This is a genomic window from Janthinobacterium sp. RA13 (assembly GCF_000745325.1).
GTDB classification, from domain to species: Bacteria; Pseudomonadota; Gammaproteobacteria; order Burkholderiales; family Burkholderiaceae_D; genus Janthinobacterium; species Janthinobacterium rivuli.
Window position 1 is genome coordinate 368945 of sequence record NZ_JQNP01000001.1, and the last position, 11336, is coordinate 380280.

General features: G+C 62.8%; 15 protein-coding genes. 6 read left to right on the plus strand and 9 right to left on the minus strand.

Annotated features, from left to right (window positions below; genetic code table 11):
- Positions 1-26 precede the first annotated feature (26 nt).
- From FG13_RS01615 to cydX, 3 genes are read left to right on the plus strand one after another with little or no spacing between them, the layout of a single operon-like run.
- A complete protein-coding gene (locus FG13_RS01615) occupies positions 27-1604 on the plus strand; it encodes a cytochrome ubiquinol oxidase subunit I (protein WP_035817797.1) in 1578 nt (525 codons plus the stop codon).
- 13 nt (positions 1605-1617) lie between these two features.
- Positions 1618-2772: a cytochrome d ubiquinol oxidase subunit II gene (gene cydB / locus FG13_RS01620; RefSeq protein ID WP_035817800.1), complete on the plus strand. Its 1155-nt coding sequence runs from the start codon at positions 1618-1620 to the stop codon at positions 2770-2772.
- Between the two features lie 22 nt (positions 2773-2794).
- Positions 2795-2911 carry a cytochrome bd-I oxidase subunit CydX gene (gene cydX / locus FG13_RS01625; protein WP_034757467.1) on the plus strand — a complete coding sequence of 39 codons (117 nt, stop codon included), beginning with the start codon at positions 2795-2797 and terminating at the stop codon, positions 2909-2911.
- A 67-nt stretch (positions 2912-2978) separates the two neighbouring features.
- Here cydX and FG13_RS01630 read toward each other — a convergent pair whose 3' ends face one another.
- Positions 2979-3191, minus strand: a complete 213-nt coding sequence (locus FG13_RS01630) for a hypothetical protein (RefSeq protein ID WP_035817803.1) — start codon at positions 3189-3191, stop codon at positions 2979-2981.
- A 125-nt stretch (positions 3192-3316) separates the two neighbouring features.
- Positions 3317-3496: a hypothetical protein gene (locus tag FG13_RS01635; RefSeq protein ID WP_099379565.1), complete on the minus strand. Its 180-nt coding sequence runs from the start codon at positions 3494-3496 to the stop codon at positions 3317-3319.
- Between the two features lie 164 nt (positions 3497-3660).
- Here FG13_RS01635 and FG13_RS01640 point away from each other — a divergent pair, with 164 nt between their 5' ends.
- The gene (locus tag FG13_RS01640) at positions 3661-4395 is read left to right on the plus strand and encodes a hypothetical protein (RefSeq protein ID WP_035817807.1); all 735 of its coding nucleotides are present in this window, start codon (positions 3661-3663) and stop codon (positions 4393-4395) included.
- A 59-nt stretch (positions 4396-4454) separates the two neighbouring features.
- On the opposite strand, the gene FG13_RS01645 is transcribed toward FG13_RS01640, so the two are convergent.
- The 3 genes from FG13_RS01645 to FG13_RS01655 form a co-directional block, all read right to left on the minus strand.
- Positions 4455-4844, minus strand: a complete 390-nt coding sequence (locus FG13_RS01645) for a hypothetical protein (RefSeq protein ID WP_152598644.1) — start codon at positions 4842-4844, stop codon at positions 4455-4457.
- 124 nt (positions 4845-4968) lie between these two features.
- Positions 4969-5343 carry a DUF1294 domain-containing protein gene (locus FG13_RS01650; RefSeq protein WP_035817813.1) on the minus strand — a complete coding sequence of 125 codons (375 nt, stop codon included), beginning with the start codon at positions 5341-5343 and terminating at the stop codon, positions 4969-4971.
- 58 nt (positions 5344-5401) lie between these two features.
- The gene (locus FG13_RS01655; RefSeq protein ID WP_081922370.1) at positions 5402-5968 is read right to left on the minus strand and encodes a methylated-DNA--[protein]-cysteine S-methyltransferase; all 567 of its coding nucleotides are present in this window, start codon (positions 5966-5968) and stop codon (positions 5402-5404) included.
- A 94-nt stretch (positions 5969-6062) separates the two neighbouring features.
- Between FG13_RS01655 and FG13_RS01660 the strand changes: the two genes are divergently transcribed.
- Positions 6063-6812, plus strand: coding sequence for a nucleotidyltransferase domain-containing protein (locus FG13_RS01660; protein ID WP_035817816.1), 750 nt, complete (start codon positions 6063-6065; stop codon positions 6810-6812).
- Here FG13_RS01660 and FG13_RS01665 read toward each other — a convergent pair.
- Positions 6809-9043, minus strand: coding sequence for a TonB-dependent siderophore receptor (locus FG13_RS01665; RefSeq protein WP_051958353.1), 2235 nt, complete (start codon positions 9041-9043; stop codon positions 6809-6811). The two genes, FG13_RS01660 and FG13_RS01665, sit on opposite strands and share 4 nt — an antisense overlap.
- A 310-nt stretch (positions 9044-9353) precedes the next feature.
- Here FG13_RS01665 and FG13_RS01670 point away from each other — a divergent pair, with 310 nt between their 5' ends.
- Positions 9354-10226 carry a hypothetical protein gene (locus FG13_RS01670; protein WP_152598645.1) on the plus strand — a complete coding sequence of 291 codons (873 nt, stop codon included), beginning with the start codon at positions 9354-9356 and terminating at the stop codon, positions 10224-10226.
- A 3-nt stretch (positions 10227-10229) separates the two neighbouring features.
- Here FG13_RS01670 and FG13_RS01675 read toward each other — a convergent pair whose 3' ends face one another.
- From FG13_RS01675 to FG13_RS30600, 3 genes are all read right to left on the minus strand, one after another.
- Positions 10230-10628: a bacteriohemerythrin gene (locus FG13_RS01675; RefSeq protein ID WP_034757497.1), complete on the minus strand. Its 399-nt coding sequence runs from the start codon at positions 10626-10628 to the stop codon at positions 10230-10232.
- Positions 10629-10830: 202 nt separating this feature from the next.
- Positions 10831-10986 (minus strand): hypothetical protein, encoded by a 156-nt coding sequence (locus tag FG13_RS30340; protein WP_161784137.1) that lies wholly within the window; start codon positions 10984-10986, stop codon positions 10831-10833.
- A gap of 151 nt (positions 10987-11137) precedes the next feature.
- A complete protein-coding gene (locus tag FG13_RS30600) occupies positions 11138-11323 on the minus strand; it encodes a hypothetical protein (RefSeq protein WP_152598646.1) in 186 nt (61 codons plus the stop codon).
- Between the last annotated feature and the right edge of the window lie 13 nt (positions 11324-11336).

Consider the following 11336-nt stretch of genomic DNA (forward strand, 5'->3'; position numbering starts at 1 on the left):
CAGTAGGGTAACACCAAGGAAATCATATGGACTTCGATATTGTCGCTTTATCCAGACTGCAGTTCGCGCTGACAGCTCTGTACCACTTTATATTTGTTCCGCTGACGATAGGCCTGTCAGTGATCCTCGCCATCATGGAGACGGTTTACGTGATGACGAACCGCCCCATCTGGCGTGACATGACCAAGTTCTGGGGTGTCTTGTTCGGCATCAACTTCGCCATGGGCGTGGCGACGGGCATCGTCATGGAATTCCAGTTCGGCATGAACTGGAGCTACTACAGCCATTATGTGGGCGACATTTTCGGCGCGCCGCTGGCCATCGAGGGCTTGATGGCCTTCTTCCTGGAAGCGACCTTTGTCGGCCTGTTCTTTTTCGGCTGGGACAAGCTGTCGAAGCGGGGCCACCTGGTCACGACCTGGCTGGTGGCCATCGGTTCGAACTTCTCGGCCCTGTGGATTTTGATCGCCAACGGCTGGATGCAAAATCCCGTCGGTGCGGCCTTCAATCCGCAAACCATGCGCATGGAAGTGACGGACTTCGGCGCCGTGCTGACGAACCCCGTGGCGCAGGCGAAATTCGTGCACACGGTGTCGGCCGGCTATACGGCGGCGGCCATCTTCGTGCTCGGTATTTCCGCCTGGTATTTGCTGAAGGGCCGCCACGTGCAGCTGGCCAAGCGTTCGATGACGGTGGCCGCCTCGTTCGGCCTGGCCGCCACCTTGTCGGTGGTGGTGCTCGGTGATGAAAGCGGCTACCTGTCGTCCGAACATCAGAAGATGAAGCTGGCCGCCATCGAGGCCATGTGGACCACGGAGCCGGCCCCGGCCGCCTTCACGGCCATCGGCTTCCCTGACGCGAAAGCGCGCGAGACGCATTACGCCGTGCACATCCCGATGGTGATGGGCTTGATCGGCACGCGTTCACTGTCGACGGAAATCCCCGGCATCGAGCAACTGGTCGACCGTGGCGAGCTGCTGATCAAGGATGGCATCAAGGCGTATGACGCGCTGCAAACCATCCGCAGCGTGGCGCCAGGCGCCCCCGTGCCGCAGGACGCGAAGGACGTGTTCGAGTCGAAAGGCCAGTCCATGGGCTATGCCTTGCTGCTGAAACGCTATGTCGACGATCCGCGCCAGGCCACGCCCGAGCAGATCCGCAAGGCCGCGCTCGATACCGTGCCGCCCGTGGGACCCTTGTTCTGGTCCTTCCGTGTGATGGTGGGCCTGGGCATGTTCTTTATCTTGCTGACTGGCACGTTCTTCGTGCTGTCGACGCGCCGCACCCTGGACAAGCACCGCTGGCTGCTGAAGCTGGCCGTGTTCGCCATCCCGCTGCCGTGGGTGGCCATTGAGGCGGGCTGGATCGTGGCTGAAGTGGGCCGCCAGCCGTGGGTCATCGAAGGCGTGCTGCCAACGGCCGTGGCCGTCTCCAACCTGGGCGCTTCGACCCTGTTGATCACGATTGCCGGCTTTGCCGCCATCTACACCGTGCTGCTGGTTATCGAAATGAAGCTCATGCTCAAGGCCATCCGCAAGGGGCCGGAAGAGAAGGCGCCGGCCCCCGCGCCTGCGGCCGCAGCCATTCATACTCAACGCGCCTGAGGAGGGCCAGACCATGATTTTGCATGAAATGATTTCGTATGAAACCCTGCGCCTGATCTGGTGGCTGCTGATCGGCATCCTGCTGGTGGGCTTTGCCATCACGGACGGCTTCGATCTGGGCACGGGTATTTTGCTGCCCTTCGTCGGCAAGACGGACCTCGAACGCAGGGTCGTCATCAACAGTATCGGTCCCGTGTGGGAAGGCAACCAGGTATGGCTGATCCTTGGCGGCGGCGCCATCTTCGCCGCCTGGCCGCAACTGTACGCCGTCTCGTTCTCGGGCTTTTACCTGGCCATGTTCGTCATCCTCGTGGCGCTGATCGTGCGTCCCGTGGCGTTCAAGTTCCGCAGCAAACGCGAAGATCCGCGCTGGCGCGCCCGCTGGGATGCGGCCCTGTTCGTGGGCGGCTTCGTGCCGGCCCTGATCTGCGGCGTGGCGATTGGCAACGTGCTGCAAGGCGTGCCGTTCCGTTTCTCGCCGGACATGCACATCTTTTATGACGGCACCTTCTTTGCGCTGCTCAACCCGTTCGCCCTGCTGTGCGGCCTCGTCTCGGTGGCCATGCTGGTGATGCACGGCGCCACCTGGCTGCAGCTGAAAACGGACGGTGCCGTGGCCGAACGGGCGCGCCGCTATGGCAGCGTGGCGGCGCTCGCGACAGTGGTGCTGTATGCGGCCGCCGGCGTGGCCCTGTGGCTGTGGGTCGATGGCTACCGCGTCACCAGCGCCGTCGTCGTCGACGGTCCGTCGAACCCGATGCTGAAAACGGCGCAAGTGTACGTGGGCGCCTGGTTCCTCAACTTTGCAGCCCATCCGTGGACCTGGATCGCTCCAGCGCTAGGCCTGCTTTGTCCGCTGCTGGCCTTTGCCTTCCAGCGCGCGCGCCGCGAAGTGCCGGCCTTGCTGGCCAGCGCGACGGCCATCGCCGGCATCATCCTCGGCGTGGGCGCGGCCATGTTCCCGTTCATCCTGCCTTCGTCGATTGACCCGCGCGCCAGCCTGACGGTGTGGGATTCCTCGTCCAGCCACATGACCTTGTTCATCATGCTGGTCGTCACGGCCGTCTTCATTCCCCTCATCGTGGCGTACACGACGTGGGTGTATAAAGTGCTGTGGGGCAAGGTTGACGGCAAAGCCATCGAAGACGACAGCGGTCACGCCTACTAAGAATTTACGAAAGGATATAACTATGTGGTATTTCGCCTGGATACTGGGTCTTCCGCTGGCGGCGACCTTCGCCGTGCTCAATGCGATGTGGTATGAAATCGCCGATGGCGACACGACGCCCGAGCAGTACCGCGACTAGGCCAACTGGCCGCAGTACGGACTGAACAGCCCCGCCCGGCGCCATGCCCGGCGGGGCTTTTTGCTTGCTACAGCAAGATGAATTCGCCACGGATGCGCAGTTTCATGCCGCGCGGCGCGTCGGCACCTGCCGCCACGGCCCAGGCCGTGATCCATTGCGCACAGCGTTCCCGCTCGGCGGCATCGTGCAAGCGCTGCAAACGCGCATCGGCCCGGTCGATACGCTGGGCCAGATACAGGCGCTGGTCCATGGGATCCGTCTTTTTGCTGTAATGCTGCATGGCGATTCCTTTCCGCGTGATAACGTCGTTCGGTCATGGCATAGCCATGTACGCGGGGGCGGGGCGTCCGGATTCAGTTTCAGCAAAAAAAGAAGCCACCGCAAGGGTGGCTGTTGGGGCGTGTATCAGGAAGGTGTCTTGCCGGCTGGTTTTGGGGTGGCAATGGCGATCGGGTCGCTGGCCGGAAAGCTTTCCTTCAGCGCTTCATCGAGTGCTTCCTCGGCATGGCCTTCATTGGCCGGCGTGGGCGAATCGCGCTCTGGTGGCGGGGCGGGTGCGGTGGCGGCGTTGGTGCTCGAATGCATGATGATCTCCTCGCGGTGGTGCGCCATGCTGCCGAGGTGGCCGTGGCGCGTGCTGCTGTTTCCAGCCTAGCACATCGCGCAGGAATGGCGCGCCGGATGCGCCTGCCGAAGCGACGGTGACGGCGTCTGCTACACTGCGCTCCACTTTTATCGATGGAACCGCCATGACCTCCCTATCCCTGCCATACCGCGCCACCGCAATCGAAGCCTGTGCCTGGCTGGCGCAAGAGACGGGCACGCCGTGGACCCTGGCGCGTTTGCTGGAGCAGGGCGGCTTGCCGTTTGTCTGGCTCGATTACAGCGAAGCATGGGCCGAGCTGTTCCATGACGGCGTGACGCGCTATGCGGCGCCCGTCGTGTTTATCGAGGACAAGCAGCACCTGGCTTCGGGTGCGGACGCTTCGGGTGCGGACGATGTGTGGCTGCGTTTTACGCGCGACTCGGGCAACATCGCCATTGAACTGAAGGCGCCGGGACTGCGCGTGCCCTTGGACGGCTTGCACTTCCAGGAGCGTGATCTGTTGCGTTTGCTCAAGGAGTTGCAGCATCCGCAGCCCGATGAAGCGCAGGCTGACAAGGCGTCCGTGGTCTTGCCCAGCGCCTTGAAGGGCTTGGGCCGCGAGCAGATTTTGCTGGCCTTTGCCGGCGTGGGCAAGGTCGACCTGGACCAGGGAATGGCCAGCGGCGTGGGTATCTTTGGCGACGATGGCGCGCGCGTGCGCAAGAATTCTCGCGGCGGCAAGAACAGCCACCTGTGGCATCCGGTAACGTTGGCTTTCGGCTTGCACGACGTGCACCGCGTGCCGATGGCGCATCTGAAAAAGGCGTTCGCCACGCAACCGTTGCTGCGCGAATGGAAGGCGGACTGGCTGGAATCGCTGCGCCTGTTGGGCGAGTAACAAGATCAATCTAGCCTGCCGCGCCGGCCTCTCGTTCGGCGGCATCAGCCTTTGCTACTTTATTCGCTCTCCTCGATCCTGCCGCCGCATTGCGTATAGCAGGTTCTGTAGTCTGACTCGCATTGCCACGTTCCAGAAGGGCTGGAGGAACAATATTGGCGTTTCTTCGAGCACAGTTCCCGGTCCGCATCGGTTTGCGCCACTGCCAGGCAGATGGAAACCGTACTGACGTTGCGCATCTCGCAAGCTTGTGCCTGGGCTGCAGCAACCTGCTCCTTGCCGGCAATGCATATCTGTTGATTGGTCCCGCAGCTCGTCACGCATTGACGCCCGGCATCCGAGTCCGGCGGAATATAGCGATAGCTTGTGCAGCCCGCCAAGGTAATGGCGAAACAAATCGCTGCGGCAAGGCGGAACAAGAAGGAATGGTGGATTTGCAAAGTACGCATGATCAAAAAGTGTTTTCCAGTGTAAATGAATTAGCTTGAATATCGTGAATATTGATATTCTGACAGGCGATCATTTCAAGAACAATGCGCTGCAATAATTGTTACATCTTGGCGGGAAACCGTTTTACAGTTCGATGGGCGCCACTTCCGTGCCGATATCGGGCGCCGCGTAATGCATGCTGAAATACACGAAGGCGCCGATATTGAGGGCGACCGTGATCCAGAACACGATGCGGAACGAGCGCTTGCTGGACTTGTGACGCAGCCATTGCTGGGCCAGCACGGCGCCAGGCCAGCCGCACAGCAGCCCCAATAGCAGCAGGGTGCGTTCCGAGGTGCGCCAGCGTCCCCCTTTTGCGGCCGATTTGTCGATCGCATAGGCCACGAAACAGCTCAGGCTCAGCACGCCATACACGAGGGCGACGAGGGCGGGGATGTGGAAAAAGAAGGTGGCCAGCAAATACAGAACGACAAAAAACAGGATGACAAGATAGGACATAGGATGTGTTTGCTTGAACGGGGGCGTGAGTATCCCACAAGGGGCACGATGCTGCAGCCTAAAATAAGCAGCCTTGCGCCGTATCGATGGGCACGGCGCGGCGGCGGGCGTGGCCCGTTTTCAGCGCTTCGCGGTCGCTGGACAGGGCGATGCCTTCCAGGGCCAGCAAGGTTTCCTTGGCATGCAGGCCGCCCGCAAAGCCCGTCAACTCGCCCGTGGCGCCGATGACCCGGTGGCAGGGGGCGATGATGGAAATGGGATTCTTGCCGTTGGCGGCGCCCACGGCGCGCACTGCGGCGGGCCGGCCGATCTGGCGCGCGATCTCGCCATAGCTGCGCGTCTGGCCATACGGTATCGTCAGCAGCGCGCGCCACACTTCCTGCTGGAACGGGGTGCCGGCAAAATCGAGCGGCACCTCAAAACGCTGGCGCGTGCCGGCGAAATATTCCCCCAGCTGGCGCGCCGTTTCCCGCAGCACGGCGCAACCGTCAGCGACGCGCATCGCGCCCAGGCGCACGCGGTTAGGCTTGTCGTTTTCCCACAGGATGGCGGCCAGCGCCGCGCCGCGCGCCACCAGGGTCAGCTCGCCCACGGGCGAGGGCATCACGATGCAGTCGTATTCCATGTCTGTTCCTTGATCGGAGAGCGCCAGTGTAGCAGGATGGCGGCAGCGTGCGTATCCCATGTAAGATAGGGTTTTTCAGCACGGAGAACTGGCTTTGACGACGATCCCCAGCTATGACGATATCCGCGCGATTGCCGCGCGGCTGGTGCGGCAGCGCTACCCCGCGGCCGTGGCGGCCATCATCGGCGGCTCGTTCGCCACGGGCCGGCAAACGCCCAGTTCCGATATCGACTTGCTGCTGCTGTTCGACCACGTTGATTGCGCCTGGCGCGATACTCTCGTGGCCGAAGGGCGCACGGTGGAACTGTTCGCGCACGATGTGGCCACGTTCACGTATTTTTGCAAGGAAATCGACGCGGCAGGTGGCACGGTGCCGCTGGCGATGATGGTGCTCGAAGGCGAGAACATCGCCGCCCCCGGACCGCAGCACGCGCAGTTGCTGGCGCTGGCGCAAGCATTCGCCGCCGCCGGGCCGCCCGTGCTGGACGTCGACAATTTACAGCGGCGCCGCTACGCCATCACCACCGCGCTGGAAGACCTGGTCGACAGCCGGCACCCGGGCGAGGCGCTGGCCGTTGCCTGTCAGCTGTATCCGGCGCTGGCCGACCTGCACTTGCGCGCGGCGGGGGAATGGAGCGGCGAGGGCAAGCACCTGTTTCGCCGCCTGCAGGCCTTCGACGCCGCCATCGCCGACCAGCTCGATGGCGCGCTGCGCCTGGTCGCCAGCGACTTGCCGGCCGGGCAGCACGCGTTCGAGCAAGTCGCCGCCGCCGTGCTGGCGCCCGTGGGCGGCCCCTTGCTCGAAGGTTTTACCCTGCCCGCGCCCGCGCACTGGCGCGCTTAAAACGCCGTGCGCACGGCCAGGCTGATGTTGCGCGGTTCGCCCCAGAACACGCCGTCGAAGAAGCCCACGTTGCGGTAGTACTTTTTGTCGAGCAAGTTATTCACGTTCAGCTGCACGCTGGCGTGGCGGTTGAGCGCATAGCTGGCCATGGCGTTGAACAGCGCGTAGCCCGCTTGCGGGATATTCGTGATTCTGCCCGAGGGCGGGCGGCCGTACCACGATTCGCTATAGGTGGCGCTTTGTGCCGTCATGCTGGCGCCCGCCCTCAAGCCGGCCAGCTGGCCATCGAAACGGTAGCTGGTGGCCAGGCGCAGCAAATGTCGCGGCTGCGTGGTGGCGGCGCGGCGGCCATCGGCCTCTGCCGCGTGCAGATAAGTATAGCCGCCGCTCGCTTCCCAAGCCGGCGTGATCTGGCCGGAGACGTCGAACTCGACGCCCTTGGCAGTCACGCCGGCGCCGTTGGCCACCATGGCCTGGCCGCCGTCGGGCAGCAAAAAGCCGGGCGGCACCGTGCGGTCGAGTTCCGCCAGATTCTTTTTCTTCGTGTGGAACAGGGCGGCCGAGGCGTTCAGCTTGCCTTCATAGAACTCCCCCTTGATACCCAACTCGGCATTGTCGCCCGTTTCCGGCGCCAGGAACTTGTCGTTGCGGTCCTTGCTCGATTGCGGGTTGAACAGCTGCGTGAAGCTGGCGTAGGCCGAATACTGCTTGTTGATGTCGAACACGGCGCCCACGTAGGGCGTGACCTCGTTGCGCGTTTCCACGAAGTCGCCGCTGCCCGTGTACACGCCTTGCGTGTTGTAATCGCGTGTATCCGTGCGGTAAGTGCTGCTGCGCGCACCGATGATCACATGCAGCGGGTCGGCCAGGCTCAGGCGCGTGGCGACATAGGCACCCGCCAGGCGCGTGACTTTTTCCGTGTGCGAGCCGTCCGGGTGGAACACGGGGCGGGGGATGTTGCCTGTCCAGCTGCGATAATCAGGGACCAAAGGTTCATAGTCGATTTTCGCCTTGCCGCCTATCGAATTGTCCTGGCCGTTATTGCCATTCCAGCCGACGATGGCCGTGTGCTTGCGTCCGAGCAAGGTAAATGGCCCGCTGGCGTAGACGTCGAAATTGTCGCTGTTCTTCTTGCCCGCGCCCCAGGCGCCCGTCCACAGTTCCATGCCTTTGCCCGTGGCGGGATCGGGATGACCTTCGCCCGCATACAGAACGGTGGTGCGGTTCGTGCTTTCCGTGCGCGCATAGCCGAGGTGCAGATTCCAGTTGCCGGGCAGGCGCTGGTCCAGCGACGTAAATACCGTGTGCTGCTTTTCGGCCCAGGTGCTCCATGGCGCTGTCCAGCTGGTGTTGCGTGGCAAGTTCGCCAGGCTGCCGTCCGCGTTCCAGTAGGGCACGGCGCCCCAGGTGGCGCCTGTGGGCTTGTTGTCCTGGAAGTCGACGCCGGCCGTCAGCAGGGTGCCGGGACGCACGTCCGCCTCGACGATGACCATGCCGACCGTCTTGCGTTCGTGATACATGTCCAGGTAGGAATCGCGTTTTTGCCAGGCCAGGGCCGTGCGCGCGCGCACGCTGCCTTCCGCGTTCAGCGGGGTGGACAGGTCGGCCTCGAAGCGCTGGTCATCCCAGCGGCCCATGATCAGGCCGGCGCTGGCCTGGAAGGTTTTCGTGGGTCGCTTGCGTATCATGTTGATGGTGGCCGACGGGTCGCCTTTGCCGCCCATCAGGCCGGTGGCGCCGCGCACGACCTCGATGCGGTCGTACAAAATCGTGTCTTGCAATGGTGCATTGCCGCCACGCGCCATGCCATCGATCTGGAGATTGTTGATGCCGAAGCCGCGCGCATAAAAGGTCGTGCGCTCCGTGTCGTTCTGGCCCACCTGGATGCCCGTCGTCTGCGCCAGCGCCTGGTCCAGGCGCACGGCGCCCAGGTCGTCGAGCAACTGGCGCGTGATGACGCTGACCGATTGCGGAGTCTCGCGCAGGGACAGGTCCATGCGCGTGGCGCTGCGCGTTTCGCCTGCCGTATACGACTGCGTGCCTTCCGTGGTGGCCATCGACTGGCCCAGCACCGTGACGGCCGGCATGGTGACGTCGGCCGCGGCGGCGTCGGCAGCCTGTGCCGGCAAGACCACGCCGGCGGCAAGGCTCAGCAGAGCGATGTGTAATAAACGGGGCAGGGGGCGCAAGGCGGGCTGGCGCGAAGAAGAGAAGACGGTGGTCGATTGCATTATTTTCCTGGAGTATTTTTAGTCGTGTGTGTTCCTATCTCGTCTGGCGAGGTGCGCAGTAGCTGGGGGGATGGCGTGACGCTGGCCCGTGGTCTGGCTTGGATAGCAGTTCCACTCGCGCCTGGCAGTGGAAAGATGAGCATGATTCCTGTCACATTTGTGAATAAGAATCATTATCAATATAGGGGATATTTGCTAAATAATCAAGCGTACGCACCAAAAGAGTGCGATTGGGGCTATGGCGCGCATCGTCCGGCCTTCTGCGATAATGCAGGCGCTGATAAAATATTTTCCTCATTGAAAGAAATGCATGCGTACATGGATCGCTTGTGCCGGATGGTTGTGTGTCGTGTCGCTGGGCCAGGCCCAGGAGCACGCGCCGCCGCCGGCTGTTCCCGCGCCGCTGCAGAGTGCCAGCGTGCCGCCCGCCGCCGCGGTCGTATCGCCACCTGTATCGCCGCCCGTGGCGCCGGCCGCATCCGCAGCATCAGCGCCAGAGGTAACGGCGAGCGCAGAGGACGCCTTGCCGTCGCAAACGGTGACGATCACGGCCAGCAGCGACGCCAAGGCGCCGCGCGTGCGCTTCACGGCGTATCGCGAAAGTTATCTGACGGCCAGGAAAGTGTGGCAAGTGTCGAGCGGCAGCGTGGTGATGGCCCTGCGCCTGATTCCTGCCAAGCTGAGCGCCACCATTGACGACGTGCGCGTGGCCTTGCAAGGCAATGGCGCGCCCGTGCCGATCAAGGTGTCCAGCGGCGGCGTGTTTGTCGTGCCGCTCAACGATGACATCGCCGCGCAGGATGGTGCTTTCCTGGTGAACAAGGGCAGGGGCGAGCTGACGGCGAATATCGTCCTCCAGCCGTCCGTGGCGCGCGATGCGTGGAACGTCACGCGCGTGGGGCAAGTCTTGCAGGACGCCCGGCGCGCCGTGCGGGCCATCACGCCGTGGTACAAGCGGCCGTTCGCCAGCGACGTGCAATCGCTGGCCTTTTGCGCAGCCGAGCGGGGCAGCGCCTTGCAGTTGATGGATGGCGAGCAATTGATTGCCACCTTGCCCATGAACGAGGCGGCCGTCAACGATATCAACCAGCCCGTGTTTTGCAAGATTTTCGACGGCGAAGACAAATACCCGGGACACTACCGCGTCGTCATGCCCGAGCAAGCCACGGTGCTGCTGCTGTAGCGGCTAGTTCGGCTGGCGCTGCACCAGTTCCAGCGCCGCCGCCAGGGCCAGGTCCATGGTGGCCTGGTGGAAGATCAGCCATTGCGGCAAGAGCGACAGCGCATGGCGGCCCTGTTCCAGGTCTCCTTCATCGACGGCGGCCCAGGCATGGTGCAAGCCGCTGAGCACGCGCGCATGCTGTTCCCGGTGGTTGGCCAGCGAGGGAAAGGCGATTTCTTCCATCAAATCCTCTTCCTCACGGAAATCGCGTTCGACGGCCGCAATCAGCTCGCGAAACGCCACGCTGAAATGCTGGTCGCCCAGTTGTTGCAGGCGCGCGAGCTCCTGAAACAGCGCCTCATGCGCCTCGTCGATGACGGGAACCCCCAGCGCCATCTCATCCTTCCAATGCGATTTACCCATGCCGATGCTCCAGGTTAAGTCCGTCGCGGTGCGAAGCGGACTGTTCCAGTGTGGACGCGGCGAAGAGGGAAATCCATGATCTGGATCAAAAGTATGGTGAAGAGGAGGAGGATTGAGGCACTGAGAAATGAAGGAAAACGGGGAACAAATCCCCATCCGCAATAAAGCGTTTTTAAATAAGGTAAGCTGCTACCTAGCGCGTTTAATGCTTCGGCCAGCGAGCCCAGAGGGCTTGTGCGTCTACATTCGGCACCTGCATCTGCTGCCCGGCGGACGTCTGCATCGCATCCCTCAGCACGAGGGGCGCGAGCAGCAAGGCCGACAGGGCAAGGCAGGCCAGCACTTTGAGCGTCAACATGGTCGTCTCCCGGTGTCCCGGCGGCGGCGCGGGGATGCGGCGCCTGCCGGTCACTTCCTTATGCACTACCATGCTTGCAGTTTAGTTCATCTGGTCGTAACTTCAACTTATTGCTGTGGTGCACCGCACCAGTTCGCCTGTTGCTACAGGCTTATTTGGCCTTGCGGCTGCGCCGTGGCTTGCTTGTTGGCGGTAGAAAAGAATCGAACCACACTTGCGTCAGTTGCCGCGTATTTTTCGCCGCTTCGCGCTTGACGGCGGCCGTCGCATGGCCGCGCGCCGTGTTGGCGATGCGGTTGGCCGCGCTCAGGTACATGCTCATCCAGGGATTTTTCATGGCTAGCCTCGCA

What these genes read in the sequence shown, in the direction of transcription:
- FG13_RS01650 (WP_035817813.1), bottom strand. Translation starts at nt 5,343, where the DNA reads ATGTCCTATCTTGTCATCCTGTTTTTTGTCGTTCTGTATTTGCTGGCC.
- FG13_RS01665 (WP_051958353.1), bottom strand. Translation starts at nt 9,043, where the DNA reads ATGCAATCGACCACCGTCTTCTCTTCTTCGCGCCAGCCCGCCTTGCGC.
- FG13_RS01655 (WP_081922370.1), bottom strand. Translation starts at nt 5,968, where the DNA reads ATGGAATACGACTGCATCGTGATGCCCTCGCCCGTGGGCGAGCTGACC.
- FG13_RS01615 (WP_035817797.1), top strand. Translation starts at nt 27, where the DNA reads ATGGACTTCGATATTGTCGCTTTATCCAGACTGCAGTTCGCGCTGACA.
- FG13_RS30340 (WP_161784137.1), bottom strand. Translation starts at nt 10,986, where the DNA reads ATGTTGACGCTCAAAGTGCTGGCCTGCCTTGCCCTGTCGGCCTTGCTG.
- cydB (WP_035817800.1), top strand. Translation starts at nt 1,618, where the DNA reads ATGATTTTGCATGAAATGATTTCGTATGAAACCCTGCGCCTGATCTGG.
- FG13_RS01630 (WP_035817803.1), bottom strand. Translation starts at nt 3,191, where the DNA reads ATGCAGCATTACAGCAAAAAGACGGATCCCATGGACCAGCGCCTGTAT.
- FG13_RS01670 (WP_152598645.1), top strand. Translation starts at nt 9,354, where the DNA reads ATGCGTACATGGATCGCTTGTGCCGGATGGTTGTGTGTCGTGTCGCTG.
- FG13_RS01675 (WP_034757497.1), bottom strand. Translation starts at nt 10,628, where the DNA reads ATGGGTAAATCGCATTGGAAGGATGAGATGGCGCTGGGGGTTCCCGTC.
- FG13_RS01635 (WP_099379565.1), bottom strand. Translation starts at nt 3,496, where the DNA reads ATGCATTCGAGCACCAACGCCGCCACCGCACCCGCCCCGCCACCAGAG.
- FG13_RS30600 (WP_152598646.1), bottom strand. Translation starts at nt 11,323, where the DNA reads ATGAAAAATCCCTGGATGAGCATGTACCTGAGCGCGGCCAACCGCATC.
- cydX (WP_034757467.1), top strand. Translation starts at nt 2,795, where the DNA reads ATGTGGTATTTCGCCTGGATACTGGGTCTTCCGCTGGCGGCGACCTTC.
- FG13_RS01640 (WP_035817807.1), top strand. Translation starts at nt 3,661, where the DNA reads ATGACCTCCCTATCCCTGCCATACCGCGCCACCGCAATCGAAGCCTGT.
- FG13_RS01645 (WP_152598644.1), bottom strand. Translation starts at nt 4,844, where the DNA reads ATGCGTACTTTGCAAATCCACCATTCCTTCTTGTTCCGCCTTGCCGCA.